Below are 15,516 nucleotides of genomic sequence, written 5' to 3' on the forward strand. Positions count from 1 at the left end.
GTATGAACCGGACTTTCACAAAAAATAATTCCAACTTATAAAACCCGATATGGCTATCCATAAGAAAAACAGCCTTACATGGTACAGCGCCGATAGTCTTGAAACAGCCGGTGTCAAACACGGCTTCTTCATGCGCCGCGGCGGCTGCAGCCCGCAGCCCTGGGCCAGCCTGAATCTGGCTACCTCCGTGGGCGACTCACGCGAGAATGTGATTGAAAACCGCAACCGCATCGCAGACGCTTTAGGTATCGCTTGTGACAGTTATTATGATGTCTGGCAGGTGCACAGTGCCGCTGTGGTGCAAGCGCAGCGCCCGCGCCGTTTGGACGAAAAACACGTCCAGGCGGATGCCATAATAACGGACAAAAAAGGCGTTTCCATATTGATGCTGTTTGCCGACTGCGTACCCATGTTGTTCTATGATCCGATCAAGCAAGTTGTGGCGGGTGCGCATGGAGGATGGCAAGGTACTTTTAAAGGTGTGGCAGTGGAAACAGTCAAGGCAATGCAGACAAGCTATGGTTCTGAACCCGGCGATATCCTGGCTGTGATTGGCCCTTCGATTTGTGCGCAGCATTATGAAGTCGGGCCGGAAGTTGTGCTTGCCGCAGAAACTCATTTCGATAGCGAAGATAACGTTGTTCTGAAAAAAGACGGCCGTACCTATGTGGATTTGCAGTTGGCTAACCAACTATTTCTGGAACGCGCCGGACTGCGTCATATCGAACAAACCCGCATCTGTACCTTTGCGAATAATGAAGATTGGTATTCCCATCGCGGAGAGAATGGCAAGACCGGCCGATTTGGAGCTGTGATCACACTGGGACGCGATGACTGAAATTGGAATGACTCTGAATGTGCGTGTCCAACCCTCTGCAAAAAAGGATGAAATTACCGGTTGGATGGATGACGGTACGCTGAAAGTAAAAGTGCGGGGAAAGCCTTTGGAAGGCAAAGCAAACGAGAGTCTGGTCAAGTTCTTTAGCGAAATTTTTGATATTCCCAGAAATAATATCGAGATTCTTTCGGGGGATAAGTCCAGGAATAAACACTTAAAAATCAGCGGTATCAGTAAAGAGACAATTGATAAGTATCTGGAATCTCAAACGCGCTAGGATCCGTAAATAATCCGTCCGCAGGAGGTACAATAGAAAAGCTGGCTGCTGGAGCGAACTTGTTGGCATTCACCGGCGGTAAGCGAGGATCCGCAGGCCGAACAGGAGCTATCCTGTAATTGAGCGATTGCCAATCCATTCTTTAAATTTCTCAGCCGCACATAGATTTTCATCTGTTCTTCAGGGATTTGGGTTTCCTGGCTGGAACGCTTGGCACTTAAATTCTTGATTGTATTTTCCAGATTTCCCTTTTCTGCAATCAATCTGGACTTGCCTGTTTCAAAGTCTGTCATGACTTTATTTAATTCATTCTGTAAAACGGAAGTCTTTTCCTCCGCCTTTTCCAGTTTTTCAAGCTGTTCAAGAGAGCGCTCCTCCAATTCACCCAGCATTTTATTCAAGGAGGCGATTTCCGCCTGTAAATCCTGGAGTTCTTTGGGGTTTTGGATGCGGCCGCTGTATAAGTTCGCTTCGCTTTGGGCTTTCTTTACTTTTTTCTGGTCGGTTTCATAGTCGATGGTCTCAAAATCGCTTTTGATCTTTCGTAATTCCGCCTCCATGGTTTCCACCCGCTTTTTTGCAAGCGCGACGTTTTTATCGGTTTCAATGGCGGTAAGAATTTCTTTTATACGATTTTGGGCGTGGTCTAATTCGGAATCAATACTTTGTAACTGAAAGAGTTGGAAGCCGACATTCATAGATGTTAGTTTATGGTATTCTTGTTATGTTTCATTCAATTGGTTAGTTTGATTGTACTGGATGGGATAACATTCGTCCAGTTTTATACGAATTTATGCCAAAGGTTGCAAAACAATTTTTACAATCCTATAATAATTTTGAAGTATATTATTGTAACTAAATCATCAGGAGAGAGAATGCCAACCTCAACAGCCAATAAAAAAATTCTTGTAGTCGATGATGAGGAGCGCATGCTCAGATTCATCCGGTTGAATCTTGAACATGACGGCTTTCAAGTAATTGAAGCGATAAAGGGGCACGAAGCCCTTGATAAAATGCGCACGGATATGCCTGACATGATTCTGTTGGACGTTATGCTGCCGGATTTGGATGGTTTTGAAGTCTTGAAAATGGTGCGCGAGATCAGCAATATCCCTGTGATTATGCTCACTGCCAAAGGGGAAGAAGATGACCGCGTGCGCGGCCTGGAATTGGGAGCGGATGACTATGTGACCAAACCCTTCAGCCCGCGTGAGCTTGTCAGCCGCGTAAAAGCCGTGCTGCGCCGTGTCGAAATGGAGGGCGCCGAGGAAGTCGATGTCATCCAGGTGGACGACCGCCTCAAGATCGATTTCAACCGCCGCGAGATCTGGGTGGATGGCGAATTAGTCAAGCTGCGTCCCACAGAATACCGCTTGCTGTATCACCTGGTGCAGAATGCCGGTTGGGTCCTTACTTATGACCAAATTCTTTCCCGCGTTTGGGGTTATGAATACCGTGATGAACCCCATTACGTGCGCCTGTACATTAATTACCTGCGCCAGAAACTGGAAGAGGATCCCGCCAATCCGAAATACATTCTCACTGAACGTGGCGTTGGATACCGTTTTGTAGATTTCAAGCGCAAAGAATAAGAGAAGAACAATATAAATTTAATAAAACGCTTGTGTTTTTCTGACACAGGCGTTTTATATTTAAGACCGTACGAGAATAGAAAAAAAACTGAAAGGAGTTTGAAATGGCTAATCTAACTCGTTGGAATCCTGTGCGTGAAATGGTTGGAATGCGGGATGAGATGGATAGAATCTTTGATGACTTCTTCAGCCGCAGCCCGATCGAATATGAAGGTTATGGTTCAATCAATTTGGATATGATGCAGACTGAAGATGATGTGGTAATTAAGGCATCTATCCCCGGCGTCAAAGCCGAAGATATCAATATCTCTGTTTCCGGTGATACTTTGACCATCCGCGGTGAAATGAAATCGGAAGAAGAGGTGGAAAAAGCGGATTATCATCTGCACGAGATTCACCAGGGTGCATTTGCGCGCTCGGTGCTGCTGCCTTGCCCGGTTGTGGCGGATAAGGCCAAAGCTGATTTCGAGAATGGTATTTTGAAATTGACACTGCCGAAAGCAGAGGAAATCAAACCTAAGACAATCACCGTCAAAGCTAAATAAATCGGCTGATTAATATAATAAAAGTCTTATAGTGCCAGCCAGCCAGAATAGGATAAAATCTAGCATATAAAGCTGGCACTTAATATTTAATATTCAGGAGATAGAAATAATGAATGAACCAGTCCATGTTACTGACGCAGCCTTTGAAAAAACCGTCCTGCAATCTAAAGTACCGGTAATTGTAGATTTCTGGGCCCCCTGGTGCGGCCCGTGTAAAATGGTGGCACCCATCTTGGATAAAGTCGCCAAGGATTATGAGGGTAAGTTGGTGGTTGCGAAGGTAAATACTGATGAGAATCAGGAATGGGCGGGACGCTATGGCGTTCAAGGTATCCCGACCATGTTATTTGTAGCGGAAGGAAAAGTCCTTCATCGCCAGGTAGGCGCTGTTCCTGAAGGAATTCTGCGCGATGCGCTCAACCAATTCCTGGAAGTTGCTGGAAGCGGTAAGGCTGAATCGTAATTTTGTGCTGTGTTATTGCATGAGAGAAATAAAACAGGCATCGATAAGATGCCTGTTATTTTTTAAAAACAAGAGCGCCCCTATGAATCATACAAGGAGCGCTTTTGGTCGATTAATTTTGTTTATTATCCTTTAACACGCTGAATATTCACACCCAGCTTTGCCAGTTTTTCGTCGATCTTTTCATACCCACGGTCAATTTGCGCCACGCTGCGTATAGATGAGGTGCCCTCAGCGGATAAGGCGGCCAACAATAGTGCCATTCCCGCGCGAATATCCGGGCTTTCCATTTTTTCGCCGTATAGGTGGCTGGGGCCCTGAACAATGCAGCGGTGCGGGTCGCACAGAACGATTTGCGCGCCCATGCCGACCAGTTTGTCCGTGAAGAACATGCGGCTGGGGTACATCCAATCGTGGAACAGCACCGTGCCTTTAGATTGGGTAGCCACCACGATGGCAATGCTCATCAGGTCGGTGGGGAAAGCCGGCCAGGGCATCACGCTGATCTCGGGAATGGCGTTGCCCAGGTCGGGTTCGATGGTCAGGCGCTGGCGTTTCGGCACGAAAATATCTTGTCCCTTTTCTTCCCAATCCACGCCCAGGCGCTGGAAAACCAGCTTGACCATGTTCAGGTATTCAGAGCCGGCATTGCGAATGGTGATGGAGCCGTGTGTGACCACCGCTGCGCCGATAAAACTGACCACTTCCAGGTAATCCGGGCCGATAGTGTACTCGCCGCCGCCCAATTGATCAACGCCGTTAATCAGCAATGTGTTGGAACCGATGTGATGAATATCTGCGCCGATTTTGTTGAGGAATGCGCATAGTTCCTGGATGTGCGGCTCGGAGGCTGCATTGCGGATAATGCTGCGGCCTTTGGCGGTCACAGCTGCCATGATGGCGTTTTCGGTGGCGGTGACACTGGCTTCATCCAACAGGATATCCGCGCCGTGCAGTTCTTTGGCTTTGAAGGAAAAAGTGCGGTTGTAATTCACTTCCGCGCCCAATGCGCTGAGCGCCAGAATGTGTGTATCCACGCGTCTGCGACCGATCACATCGCCGCCGGGCGGGGGTAATTCCAGTGTGCCTGCCCTGGCGATCATCGGGCCGGCCAACAGGATCGAAGCCCGGATCTTCCGGCACAGGTCGGGGTCCATGTCGCGCGGGCGAACTTCGCTGGACTGAATTTCCCAGGTATGCTCGTCAACGGTTTGGATGGAAATTCCCAGACTCTCCAAAAGCGAACGCATGGTGCGCACGTCTTCGATATTCGGAATATTGTGCAGCACGACTTTTTCGCGGGTTAATATACAAGCCGCCAAAATGGGTAAGGCGGCGTTCTTATTACCCGCTGGAGTTACCTCCCCGGAAATAGGATGGCCGCCTTCAATGAGAAATTTTTCCAAATTAATTCTCCAACAACAATATGGTTTATTGAATAATTATAAGGAAAATTAGAAAGTTTCGGTAACTTTTGATAAACCAACTGGCTTATCGATATTCAATCCTTTCTCAAAAGCCAATTGCCTGGCAAATAATTGTCCCGGCAGCACGCATGCAATTGGAGAAACCCATTCCGGAACTCCGGCCGGTATTCTAAAACCGAGATTGCTGCCTTCCGTAATCTCTTTCTGGTCGGAGATAGAAATGATCTCCGCTTCCAATTCATGCATCTTCTTTGAAAATTCTTTCATTTGGCCGTACATTTCGCCTGACGGGGCTACCATGACAACCGGGAAACCGGGCTGAACTGCGGCGATGGGGCCGTGTTTGAAATCAGCCGAAGAATAAGGCACGGAGACAACCCGTGTAAGCTCTTTGATTTTTAGCGCAATCTCAAAAGCGGTCGCATAGTTGTACCCGCGGCCAATGACCACGCAATGTTCAATGTAGCGATACCGGCAGGTATTTACATTGGTTTCCATCGCGGCCTTGATGGTTTCTTCTAATACAGGCGGCAGATTTGCCAATGCTTTTTCTCTTTCCATGTCATTACTCATGGCAATGGACAGCATAGCCAGCGCGGTCAAAGAAGCCGTATAAGTTTTTGTGGCCGCTACAGCTTTTTCTTCGCCGCAGTGTAGGGGAATAACGTAATCTGCGGCGTTGCCCAGGGGTGAATCGGGCTGGTTGGTGATGCACAAGGTAGTTTGACCCTGTTTTTTTGCATTTTCTATCACCGCAACGATATCCGGAGACTGTCCGGATTGAGAAATGCCAATGACCAAAGCATCTGATAACTTTGGCGGTTTATTGTAAACTGTATATAAAGAAGGTGTTGCCAACGCAATCGGAATTTCGTTATATGTACCAAAAAGATATTGTGCATATCGGGCGGCATTATCGGAAGTTCCGCGGGCGGCAATCAAAGCATAATTAAATTTGCCTTTAATCTTATCGGAAATACCCTTAATCACTTTATATTCAGAGTCAATTAGATTCTGGATAATGTGAGGTTGCTCGTTGATCTCTTTGATCAAAATTTCAGACATTATAGACTCCTGAATGGAACGAATTTTGTGTTACCAAGTACAATTTATTGGGTTAATACTAACACCAAAAGTAATTTTTATTTAATAGGTGTATACTGGAAAAAATATCCTAGGTAGGAGCAATCATATGATTAATATCGAGAAAGTCGATACGACCTCAAAGAAACAAGTTAATGAATTTGTCGAATTTCCATTTAAGGTTTATGAAGGGGTAAAAGAATGGGTTCCGCCTATTTTAGCGGATATAAAAATGATGCTGAACAGTCAGAAGCATCCTTTCTATGAGCATTCGGATGCGGAGTTCTATGTCGCGCGGGATGCGAATGGTGAAATGCTTGGCAGAATCGCTCTCCTGGAGAATAAGCCTTCAAATAAATACCACAATAAGAAAGTGGCTTGCTTTTACCTGTTTGAATCATTGGATGATCAGGCGATCGCGAACAAACTATTTGAAACCGGTTTTGATTGGGCCCACAAACGCGGGTTAAATCAAGTGATGGGGCCAAAAGGGTTGTCGTCATTTGACGGTTACGGTTTCCTGGTGGAGGGTTTTGAACACCGCCAGATGATGACCATGATGAACTATAACCTGCCTAACTACCCTAAATTCGTAGAGAATTTAGGCTTTACAAAGGTTGTGGACTGGGTTTCCTGTTATGCCAATATTCCCAACTTCGTTCTTCCCGAAAAAGTAAAACGGGTTGCTGAACGCGTGGAAGAGCAGGGTAAATTCAAGGTCATTAAATTTAAGAATAAGGCCGAGTTGAAAAAATGGGCCTGGCGTATTGGACAGGCATATAACAAGTCCTTTGTCAACAACTGGGAATATTACCCGCTGACGGATAATGAGATCAAATTTGTGCTGGATAACATCATGGTGGTGGCAGTTCCCGACCTGTTGAAGATCATCACGTACAAAGACGAAGTCGTCGGTTTCCTCTTAGCTTTCCCGGATATTTCCGAAGCCCTGCAAAAATATAAAGGGCGTTTGTCTCCCATGGCTTTGTATTCTTATTTGCATGAACTTAAAACCACCAAATGGTTGTCGTTCAATGGCATCGGCATCTTGCCTGAATTACACGGAATGGGTGGAAACGCGTTGATGTTCTCGGAAATCTTCAAAACCGCCAATGCTTATAACTTTGTGGACAGCGAATTGACTCAAATTGCTGAAACAGCCACCGAGATGCGCAAAGATTTGGAAAATTTGGGTGTAAAACCCTATAAAAACCATCGGATTTACGGAAAAGACATCTAAACAAAAATCCGTAAACATATCAATAAATTAAGCGAGGATGTAGGCTTTGTTTACATCCTCGCTTTTTTATTTATAATAGAAACGTTAATTGAAATCACAGAAACGGAGATGACTCCTGATGAAAATAAGACAGTCTTTACTACTGTTTACGATTGCGGCAATCCTGCTGGTTTCCTGCGGCGGCGGACAAACCAACGCCAGTGCTGCGGATGCAACTTATGCCTACCTGGAAGCTTTAGCAAATAAGGATAAAGATACCGTAGTTTCTTTGACCTGCAAAGATTGGGAAGAGCAGGCTATGCTGGAAGTGGACGCATTGATGTCTGTTGGCGCGCAGTTGAATAACGTCAGCTGCAGCCAGGTGGGGGAAGAAGGTGAAGATGCGCTGGTGGTATGCAGCGGTACATTGGACCTGACCTACAATGATGAGATCCGGGCAATTGAATTGGATAAACGCACCTATACCATGACCATGGAAGACGGTCAGTGGCGCGTATGTTCTTATAAATAAATGCAAAATAATCGAGAAGTAAATGAAAACTTATGGGCTGTGTTGTTAGGCCTTTTGATCATCGGACTGATCATTATGACCACGGACAGCTCACCGCTCTGGATTTACCAGGGTTTTTAGCCATATGACGCTTATCCATATCGCTGTTTTCATCGGTTTTGCCATTCTGATCAGGCTGCTGCGCAATCAAATCGCATCAGCCTGGTTGATGTTTCTATCCAGCCTCATTTTTATTTTCTGGCTTCAACCGGTATCCAGTATACGTTCGTTGGAATTTTGGCTGCCTTCCATCTTGATTACGCTGACGGTATTGATCTGGGGAATCACATCCGCGCGCGAGGTTTTCACGGAAAAAGACAATCGCCTGGCAGGCTGGTTAGCCTTGGCCGTTATCCTGGGGCTCTCGGGGCTGCGGTACTTAAACCTGGGTTTTCTGGTGGAGCTGGTCAATCCGCCGGTTATTTGGCAGGTGATCATACTGATCCTGATCGCAGGGTCGCTGTTATGGCTGGTCCAACGTTCTTCTTCGGAGAATAAAACGCCGGCGTCTATCGCGGTCATCGGATTGATTGTGGTATTCGTTATCCTTAAGTACCCTCCAGCTGCTTTGAAAGCCAGCCAGATCCTGCGAATCATCAATGGACAATCTCCCAAACTGGCTAATTCGACTGAAATTGCCTGGGTGGGGTATTCCTATTTTGCATTTCGCTTGATCCATGTACTGCGCGAATGGCAGCAGGGCCGTAAATTCAACGCTAATTTGCGGGATTTTATGGTTTATGTACTGTTTTTTCCGGCTTTTATCGCCGGCCCAATCGATCGGCTGGACCATTTCCAAAAACAATTGGAACAACGCAATGCTCAACCGGCTTCGGAAGATTTTCTGGAAGGCGGGCGCCGCATTGCGCATGGCTTGTTCTATAAATTCATCCTGGCTGACAGCCTGGCGCTGCTGGCGTTGAATCCGCTTTCCGCCCAGCAGGTGCGTTCTACCGGCTGGATGTGGGTGTTGGTTTACACCTATGCTTTCCGCCTTTATTTTGATTTCAGCGGTTATACTGATTTGGCCATCGGTATTTCCCGTTTGATGGGTATTCAACTGCCGGAGAACTTCAAACAGCCTTACCTGGCGGAGAATTTGACTGTTTTCTGGAATCGTTGGCATATTACGCTCACACAGTGGTTCCGCACTTATTATTTCAACCCCGTTACGCGCTACCTGCGCACGCGCAAACAACCCATTTCGACAGTTTGGATGATATTCTTCACTCAGGTCAGCACCATGGTTCTGATTGCATTATGGCACGGTATCAGCCTCAATTTTGTCTTATGGGGTTTGTGGAATGGATTAGGAATGTTTGCGCATAACCGTTGGACGGAATGGCGCAAGCAGTACCCGGCAGAACCATCGAAGTACGTTTGGGTTGTACGCGCACAGAAATACATCTCGATATTTATGACCTTTAACTTCATTGCCCTGGGGTGGGTGTGGTTCGCTCTGCCTGATATAAACAGCGCATTACTGGTATTCAGTAAACTTACGGGAGGGGTCTAGCCATGCGTTCACAAAAAGCCCTTCCTGTGCGCATTTTGATTAAAGCAGGCCTGTTTGCGGCCTTGTTTAATATGGCTTTCAGCTTATTGATGAATGTTCCAATCGGGAGCTTATCTTTATACAACCACCTTTATCCAGGCCGTGAGCGCTTCCCGTTCGGAGAAAATCCCTCAACTTCCTACAATTTAAGCATTTACAACCTGGATGCGATGATTGCCTCCCATGAAATTTCTGCCGCGAAAAAAGAAGCTGACGAATTCAGGGTCTTTATCGTAGGTGATTCATCAACCTGGGGATTCCTTCAAAACCCTGGGGACACTTTGGCAGGGTTGCTGGACAGCCGTAGCTTGGAATTAAATGATAAAAATGTGCGTGTTTATAATCTGGGATATCCCAGTTTATCAGTAGTAAAAGATTTGATGATTATCGACAGGGTAAAGCAGTATGATCCCGACTTGATAATCTGGCTGGTCACCCTGGAATCGCTGCCTGTGGACAACCAATTGGAGACTCCTTTGGTTGCCAATAACCCGATTCTGGTCAATGACCTGATCGACCGCTACCAATTAACGACTTTTGAAAAGATTCCTGTAGTCTGGAAAGAAACCACCTTGGTTGCGCGCCGGCGCGAGCTGGCGGACATTATCCGTTTGCAGATTTACGGCGCAATGTGGGCGGGTACTGGAATCGATCAGGATTATCCCGACGAATACACACCCGCACTTCGTGATTTCGCGGTGGATGAATCCTTTTACGACTTTTCTCCCTATGACCTGGATGAAAATCGGCTGGCTTTGAACGTGATCAGCCAAACTGTCAAACTTAACAGCGATATCCAATTCCTGGTTGTCAATGAACCTATCCTGATTGCTCAGGGGGAGAACAGCGATATTCGCTATGACTACTATTATCCGCGCTGGGCGTATGACCAATACCGCGGCATAATACAAGAGAAAATGGACAAAGCCGGTATAAATTATAATGATTTGTGGGATATCGTCCCGCAGGAATACTTCACTAATTCCGCCATTCATATGGATAAAAGTGGAGAAGAAATTTTGGCAGAAAGGATTGCCTCATTAATTATCGAGACAGATAAACAATAGAAAATGGCAAGCAAAAAATTACTTTTAAATACACTCAGTATTTTGATGGGTTCCATAATCCTGTTATCGAGCGCCTGCGCATCCAAAGGAGCGGAGGCTGCGGTAGCTGGCGCTGATCAGCCGGCAGAAAGCGCTGCAGAGTCAACCAATGTGCCCGAAATAATAGCCACGGAAACTCCGGAGCCTACCCAGACGCCGTTGTCAACCGCCACTCCGGACACGCGCATGAAACCGGAAGATTGGCAGAATTGGCCGATCATCCCGGAGGTGACTAACAAATCGCGCGAGATATATGCGCTGGGCAAAGAATTGGGCGTGAACCCGAATGCGTTTTCCAAAATCGGCGACTGTCAGAATATTAAAGAATCCTTTATGGGTTTGTATGATTTGAAACGCTATTATCTGGCGCCCGAACAAGCCGATTGGCAGGAAACCATTGATAATTTCAACGGATTCTTCAACCGGGATGGCAAAGCTATCGAGCAGGGGCTGAATGTGGCGGCGGCGCTGTCCCCGCTGCAGGCTGACCCTGAGGAATGTCAGGCGGGCGAAAGCCCATTGGCCTGTGAATTGCGGGTGGCTAATCCCAGCTTTGCGTTTGTTTCCTTTGAGCGTTGGTGGCCGGACGTAACACCGCCGGATCAATACGAGAAATATCTGCGCATGGTTCTGGATACCATTATGGCGCACGGCACCGTGCCCATCCTGATTACCAAGGCGGATAATGTTGAGGGCAATCATCAATTAAATTACATTATCGCTAAACTGGCTTACGAATATGACCTGCCGCTCTACAATTGGTGGCGGGCTGCCCAGCCGCTGCCGTATCGTGGTCTGGATCCTGAGCGCAACGACGGATTCCATATTTCCACCGAGGCCTGGACGGAACGCAGCGCGTATGCCCTGGGTACACTGAATACATTGTGGAAAGGATTAAGGGATAACGGATAATGAAAAGTAAAGAAGAATTAATCAGCGAATTAGGTCAGAAGATCAGTGCGGAGATATTGAAACAACCAGAAGTTGAAATTGGAGCGGATGAAGCTCTGATTTCAAGCGGTTTGATCGATTCCTTCAGTTTGGTGGACTTGGCCTTGATCGTTGAACACCTTTATGGCGTGCGCATTGAAGATTACGAGCTGAATGCGGAGACTTTTGACACGCTGGATCAGTTGGCCGGCATGGTAATCGAACGCGGAGCATAAGTGGATAATTTCTCCACGCGCTTGCTGCGTCTTTCTCAGGAAAACCCAAGCAAGACGATTCTGAACGTGCTCCAAACCGGGCAGGATGATATTCAACTGACTTACCGGGATTTGGTGCAAGGCGCCGGAAAATATACCGCGGCGCTTGTGCATCAAAATATCGAACCGGGTGAAGTGGTTATTTTGATCCTTCAACAGAGCGTCGACCTGTTCCTGTCATATTTCGGTACTATCTTGAATGGATCAGTCCCCTCCATCATGCCTTTCTTGACCGAGAAATTATTGCCTGAGAAATATCGCAAAGACCTGGTTTCTTTGATCGAAATAACCAGACCTTCTGCCATCATCACCTATAAAGAATTTGCCGGTGAACTGGAAGTAATCAGGCAGGAAAATTCATTTATTAAAACAGTGCTTTATGTGGAAGACATCCGCGATCTTCCGGAAGAACAGAGCATAGAATATCGAGGATTGCAGTGTAAAGAAGAAAATGTCGTGCTGCTGCAGCACTCATCCGGAACCACTGGCCTTCAGAAGGGCGTGGCGCTTTCCCATCAGGCAGTTTTTAACCAATTGGACATATATACCCAAAAATTGCAGATCAACGCACAGGATGTGATTGTCAGCTGGTTGCCGCTTTATCACGACATGGGCTTGATTGCATGTTTCATCATGCCCGTTTTGTACAATATTCCTCTGGTAATTATGTCGCCCTTCGATTGGGTGCGGGCGCCGTACCGGCTTTTTCAAGCGATCACCGGTTATAAAGGAACGCTGTGCTGGCTGCCAAATTTTGCGTACAATTTTTGTGCGCAAAAAATTCGGCCTTCGGATTTAGAAGGTGTTGACCTCTCCAGTCTGCGGGCAGTGACAAACTGCTCCGAACCCATGCGCTTTGCCAGCCACCAGCTATTCCTGGACCGCTTCAAACCCTATGGGCTGCGGGATACCGCCATTGCTACCTGTTATGCCATGGCGGAAAATGTCTTCGCGGTAACGCAGGACGGCATCGAGAAACCCGTTACCTATGACGAGATTGACCTGGAAATTTTACAAAAAGATAAACTGGCGCAAAAAGCTTCTGCCGGAGAACGCAGTGTAATCATGGTCTCTGCCGGGAAACCATTGGAAAATACCAGCGTGCGGATTGTAGATGAGCAGGGTAATGAGCTGCCGGAGCGGCATTTGGGAGAAATTGTGCTGCAAAGTAACTGCATGCTGACAGGATACTATCACCGTGAAGACGCCACGCAGAAGGCCATGCTCGCTGGCTGGTTCAAAACCGGCGATTTGGGTTACCTGGCGGATGGCGAACTGTATATCAGCGGGCGCAAAAAAGACCTAATCATTGTGGGTGGTAAGAATGTTTACCCGCAGGATATTGAAAGCGTCGTCAATGAAATTGAAGGTGTGCACCCCGGACGAAACGTCGCTTTTGGCGTTTTTAACGAGGAGCGCGGCACGGAAGAAGTGATTGTCATTGCGGAATTGGAACCCGGTTATGAAGACCAGAGCCAGCCAATCAGCGGCCGCATCCGGCAGCAGGTTACGCAAAGCACTGCGGTTGCTTTACGTCAAGTCTATCTGGTCAACGGATTTTGGTTAATCAAGACCAGCAGCGGTAAAATAGCCAGAGCAGCAAATAAAGAAAAATATCTGGCAGAATTAGCACAGACAAAATAAAAAAAATGTTCGCCGAAATTAAGAAAGTTACCCAGTACCTGCTGACCGACAAGAAATATATCGATCTTCGCAAGAGGATCCTGTTTACTTTCCTGGCTTTTCTCGTACTCATTCTTATTGATCGGTTTGCGCTGCCACGACTGGCCAGCCAAAATGAATTTTACGTTTCTTTGGCACGTACCCGTATCGTTTTTCAGGGAAACCTGAGTGCTTACGAAAATGAGGTAAACCGCAGTTCGGAAAATGTGAAAGCCTTGGGTATAACACTTGGTGAAATTAAGCAATTCAATTTGCCCATGTATTCACTCTTGTTCTACCTGCCTTACATTTACATCCCGGATTTTCATTGGGCACTGGCTTTATGGCTGGCAACCAATCAAATTCTATGCTATTTCACCTTCAGTCTGCTTTTGGATATTTTCAAAGTGAAGTTGGAAGAGAAATATAAAATTGCGGGCGCTTTGGCACTTTTAATATCTTATTTCTCATTACTCAACATACTCAATACGAACCTCTCCATGCTGCAGATCTTCCTGCTGATGGCTGCTTTTTATAAGGTTGTCAGCAAGGAGTATGTTTTTTCCGGAATATTATTCGGCCTAGCTACCTTTAATCCTTTTGCGTTATTTATACCGATGGCCATGTTTTTCACATTGAATTTTCAACAAAATCGCGGCGTGGTTAATTTATGGATGGCGATTACTGTCGGATTGTTATCCATGGCCCTGGTGATATTTGATATGCGCTGGGTGCTTGAAATGGTGAAAGTATGGCTATTGAAAGCGGATTTCTACCCGCTAATCAGCTATAGAAAATATATCGCAGGCGTCTTCCCAAATATTGACAGTAATCTGGTTACACTGCTGCCCTTGATAATCTTTTTCTGGCTTGTCTATGAATGGCTGCGCAATCCAAAAGAAAACTCGGCCCAGGAATTTTGGCTCCTTTCATTGGCATTTACTGTAAACCCGCTGATCAATATGTGGGACAGTTTTTATGCGACTATTGGATATATGGTCGTATTCGTGTACACAATCAGCCTGTGGTATGAACGCTCAACCTCAAAATTCCGGATTTTTATTGCGGGGTTGTATGGGCTGGTCTTGCTTATTTTACCGATCATCCAGATGCTGGTTCAAAAACAAGTTCTCACCAGCCACGACTTATACAGCTACAACCTGTTTGTGACATTCTTGCTGTTGTTTAATCTTTACTGGGTGCGTTTGTGGGTAATGAACCCCTATTATTATGTCAATAAACTGGACGAGCCCTAAAGAGAATAAATGAATTTTTGCGAAAAATTACAGCAATTGCGGAAACAAAAGGGACTGACGCAGGAGCAGTTGGCTGAAAAAATGTTCGTTTCCAGAACTGCGATTTCCAAATGGGAAAGTGGCAAAGGATATCCCAATCTGGATTCCCTGAAGGATCTGTCCGAGATATTTTCCGTCTCAATTGACGATTTATTGTCAAGTGAGGAATTGATCTCGCTTGCTGAAACTGAAAACCGGGCGAATATCAGCAATACACTGAGGATTGTCTTTGGAATTTTGGACGTAATGGCTCTGATATTTATTTTTCTCCCGTTTTATGGTCAGAAACAGAATGGGTTTATCCAGTTAGTCAATCTGTTTGCATTCCAGGATACCGCTAACTTTATTCGGGCAGCGTATTTTTCAGTGCTGATCTTGATGGCATTAGTCGGTGTGGCTGAGCTGGTCATTCGAAATGAAGAAAATATTAGGATTTTAAAAAATGGCAGGGTATTATCGATTTGCTTACAAACGATTGCGATAATGGTATTCATTCTTACACAGCAGCCCTACGTTACATTTCTGTTATTTGCGTTTATGATGATTAAGGTAGTTTTGTTGATAAAAAGTTACCGCTTGCATTAACTAAATATTCCCAAAATTGAATAGAGAGCTCTGACACGGAAAGTGTCAGAGCTTTTTTCATAATGTGACGAATCGTTTCTTGAAAAACATATG

At 46.1% G+C, this 15,516-nt stretch carries 17 protein-coding genes; 14 read left to right on the forward strand and 3 right to left on the reverse strand.

The genetic code is table 11. The features are described from left to right. Positions 1 to 49 precede the first annotated feature (49 nt). Positions 50 to 838 (forward strand): peptidoglycan editing factor PgeF, encoded by a 789-nt coding sequence (gene pgeF, locus Pelsub_RS08840; protein WP_116224095.1) that lies wholly within the window; start codon positions 50 to 52, stop codon positions 836 to 838. Next, entirely contained in the window at positions 831 to 1,115 is a 285-nt protein-coding gene (locus Pelsub_RS08845) for a DUF167 domain-containing protein (protein ID WP_198418329.1), read from the forward strand. The genes pgeF and Pelsub_RS08845 overlap by 8 nt, the downstream gene beginning before the upstream one ends. Here the strand turns inward: Pelsub_RS08845 and Pelsub_RS08850 are convergent. Next, positions 1,112 to 1,813: a zinc ribbon domain-containing protein gene (locus Pelsub_RS08850; RefSeq protein ID WP_116224094.1), complete on the reverse strand. Its 702-nt coding sequence runs from the start codon at positions 1,811 to 1,813 to the stop codon at positions 1,112 to 1,114. The two genes, Pelsub_RS08845 and Pelsub_RS08850, sit on opposite strands and share 4 nt — an antisense overlap. 177 nt (positions 1,814 to 1,990) lie before the next feature. Between Pelsub_RS08850 and Pelsub_RS08855 the strand changes: the two genes are divergently transcribed. The 3 genes from Pelsub_RS08855 to trxA all read left to right on the forward strand — a co-directional run bounded on the left by Pelsub_RS08855 (position 1,991) and on the right by trxA (position 3,715). Further along, the gene (locus Pelsub_RS08855) at positions 1,991 to 2,707 is read left to right on the forward strand and encodes a response regulator transcription factor (RefSeq protein ID WP_116224093.1); all 717 of its coding nucleotides are present in this window, start codon (positions 1,991 to 1,993) and stop codon (positions 2,705 to 2,707) included. Positions 2,708 to 2,811: 104 nt separating this feature from the next. After that, positions 2,812 to 3,252: an Hsp20/alpha crystallin family protein gene (locus tag Pelsub_RS08860; protein WP_116224092.1), complete on the forward strand. Its 441-nt coding sequence runs from the start codon at positions 2,812 to 2,814 to the stop codon at positions 3,250 to 3,252. Positions 3,253 to 3,361: 109 nt separating this feature from the next. Then, positions 3,362 to 3,715: a thioredoxin gene (gene trxA / locus Pelsub_RS08865; RefSeq protein ID WP_116224091.1), complete on the forward strand. Its 354-nt coding sequence runs from the start codon at positions 3,362 to 3,364 to the stop codon at positions 3,713 to 3,715. A 125-nt stretch (positions 3,716 to 3,840) separates the two neighbouring features. Here the strand turns inward: trxA and murA are convergent, their stop codons facing one another. After that, positions 3,841 to 5,121: a UDP-N-acetylglucosamine 1-carboxyvinyltransferase gene (gene murA, locus Pelsub_RS08870; protein WP_198418330.1), complete on the reverse strand. Its 1,281-nt coding sequence runs from the start codon at positions 5,119 to 5,121 to the stop codon at positions 3,841 to 3,843. Positions 5,122 to 5,169: 48 nt separating this feature from the next. Then, complete coding sequence (locus tag Pelsub_RS08875; RefSeq protein WP_116224089.1) at positions 5,170 to 6,207, reverse strand: SIS domain-containing protein; 1,038 nt, start codon at positions 6,205 to 6,207, stop codon at positions 5,170 to 5,172. Between the two features lie 127 nt (positions 6,208 to 6,334). Between Pelsub_RS08875 and Pelsub_RS08880 the strand changes: the two genes are divergently transcribed. The 9 genes from Pelsub_RS08880 (at position 6,335) to Pelsub_RS08920 (ending at position 15,423) form a co-directional block, all read left to right on the forward strand. Next, positions 6,335 to 7,465: a hypothetical protein gene (locus Pelsub_RS08880; RefSeq protein WP_116224088.1), complete on the forward strand. Its 1,131-nt coding sequence runs from the start codon at positions 6,335 to 6,337 to the stop codon at positions 7,463 to 7,465. A 118-nt stretch (positions 7,466 to 7,583) separates the two neighbouring features. Beyond that, entirely contained in the window at positions 7,584 to 7,976 is a 393-nt protein-coding gene (locus Pelsub_RS08885; RefSeq protein ID WP_116224087.1) for a nuclear transport factor 2 family protein, read from the forward strand. Positions 7,977 to 8,100: 124 nt separating this feature from the next. After that, positions 8,101 to 9,531: an MBOAT family O-acyltransferase gene (locus tag Pelsub_RS08890; protein WP_116224086.1), complete on the forward strand. Its 1,431-nt coding sequence runs from the start codon at positions 8,101 to 8,103 to the stop codon at positions 9,529 to 9,531. Between the two features lie 2 nt (positions 9,532 to 9,533). Then, positions 9,534 to 10,637 carry an SGNH/GDSL hydrolase family protein gene (locus tag Pelsub_RS08895; protein ID WP_116224085.1) on the forward strand — a complete coding sequence of 368 codons (1,104 nt, stop codon included), beginning with the start codon at positions 9,534 to 9,536 and terminating at the stop codon, positions 10,635 to 10,637. Positions 10,638 to 10,640: 3 nt separating this feature from the next. Then, complete coding sequence (locus tag Pelsub_RS08900; RefSeq protein ID WP_116224084.1) at positions 10,641 to 11,588, forward strand: hypothetical protein; 948 nt, start codon at positions 10,641 to 10,643, stop codon at positions 11,586 to 11,588. Next, positions 11,588 to 11,842, forward strand: a complete 255-nt coding sequence (locus tag Pelsub_RS08905; RefSeq protein WP_116224083.1) for an acyl carrier protein — start codon at positions 11,588 to 11,590, stop codon at positions 11,840 to 11,842. Before Pelsub_RS08900 ends, Pelsub_RS08905 begins: the two co-directional genes overlap by 1 nt. Beyond that, the gene (locus Pelsub_RS08910; protein WP_116224082.1) at positions 11,843 to 13,525 is read left to right on the forward strand and encodes an AMP-binding protein; all 1,683 of its coding nucleotides are present in this window, start codon (positions 11,843 to 11,845) and stop codon (positions 13,523 to 13,525) included. It abuts the gene before it with no gap. A 5-nt stretch (positions 13,526 to 13,530) separates the two neighbouring features. Continuing rightward, a complete protein-coding gene (locus Pelsub_RS08915) occupies positions 13,531 to 14,799 on the forward strand; it encodes a glycosyltransferase 87 family protein (RefSeq protein ID WP_116224081.1) in 1,269 nt (422 codons plus the stop codon). 9 nt (positions 14,800 to 14,808) lie between these two features. After that, positions 14,809 to 15,423: a helix-turn-helix domain-containing protein gene (locus Pelsub_RS08920; protein WP_116224080.1), complete on the forward strand. Its 615-nt coding sequence runs from the start codon at positions 14,809 to 14,811 to the stop codon at positions 15,421 to 15,423. Positions 15,424 to 15,516 lie beyond the last annotated feature (93 nt).

This window comes from Pelolinea submarina, assembly GCF_003966975.1.
Classification (GTDB): Bacteria; Chloroflexota; Anaerolineae; order Anaerolineales; family Anaerolineaceae; genus Pelolinea; species Pelolinea submarina.

What these genes read in the sequence shown, in the direction of transcription:
- Pelsub_RS08850 (WP_116224094.1), bottom strand. Translation starts at nt 1,813, where the DNA reads ATGAATGTCGGCTTCCAACTCTTTCAGTTACAAAGTATTGATTCCGAA.
- Pelsub_RS08860 (WP_116224092.1), top strand. Translation starts at nt 2,812, where the DNA reads ATGGCTAATCTAACTCGTTGGAATCCTGTGCGTGAAATGGTTGGAATG.
- trxA (WP_116224091.1), top strand. Translation starts at nt 3,362, where the DNA reads ATGAATGAACCAGTCCATGTTACTGACGCAGCCTTTGAAAAAACCGTC.
- Pelsub_RS08905 (WP_116224083.1), top strand. Translation starts at nt 11,588, where the DNA reads ATGAAAAGTAAAGAAGAATTAATCAGCGAATTAGGTCAGAAGATCAGT.
- Pelsub_RS08900 (WP_116224084.1), top strand. Translation starts at nt 10,641, where the DNA reads ATGGCAAGCAAAAAATTACTTTTAAATACACTCAGTATTTTGATGGGT.
- pgeF (WP_116224095.1), top strand. Translation starts at nt 50, where the DNA reads ATGGCTATCCATAAGAAAAACAGCCTTACATGGTACAGCGCCGATAGT.
- Pelsub_RS08885 (WP_116224087.1), top strand. Translation starts at nt 7,584, where the DNA reads ATGAAAATAAGACAGTCTTTACTACTGTTTACGATTGCGGCAATCCTG.
- Pelsub_RS08895 (WP_116224085.1), top strand. Translation starts at nt 9,534, where the DNA reads ATGCGTTCACAAAAAGCCCTTCCTGTGCGCATTTTGATTAAAGCAGGC.
- Pelsub_RS08915 (WP_116224081.1), top strand. Translation starts at nt 13,531, where the DNA reads ATGTTCGCCGAAATTAAGAAAGTTACCCAGTACCTGCTGACCGACAAG.
- Pelsub_RS08855 (WP_116224093.1), top strand. Translation starts at nt 1,991, where the DNA reads ATGCCAACCTCAACAGCCAATAAAAAAATTCTTGTAGTCGATGATGAG.
- Pelsub_RS08845 (WP_198418329.1), top strand. Translation starts at nt 831, where the DNA reads ATGACTGAAATTGGAATGACTCTGAATGTGCGTGTCCAACCCTCTGCA.
- Pelsub_RS08880 (WP_116224088.1), top strand. Translation starts at nt 6,335, where the DNA reads ATGATTAATATCGAGAAAGTCGATACGACCTCAAAGAAACAAGTTAAT.
- Pelsub_RS08920 (WP_116224080.1), top strand. Translation starts at nt 14,809, where the DNA reads ATGAATTTTTGCGAAAAATTACAGCAATTGCGGAAACAAAAGGGACTG.
- Pelsub_RS08890 (WP_116224086.1), top strand. Translation starts at nt 8,101, where the DNA reads ATGACGCTTATCCATATCGCTGTTTTCATCGGTTTTGCCATTCTGATC.
- Pelsub_RS08875 (WP_116224089.1), bottom strand. Translation starts at nt 6,207, where the DNA reads ATGTCTGAAATTTTGATCAAAGAGATCAACGAGCAACCTCACATTATC.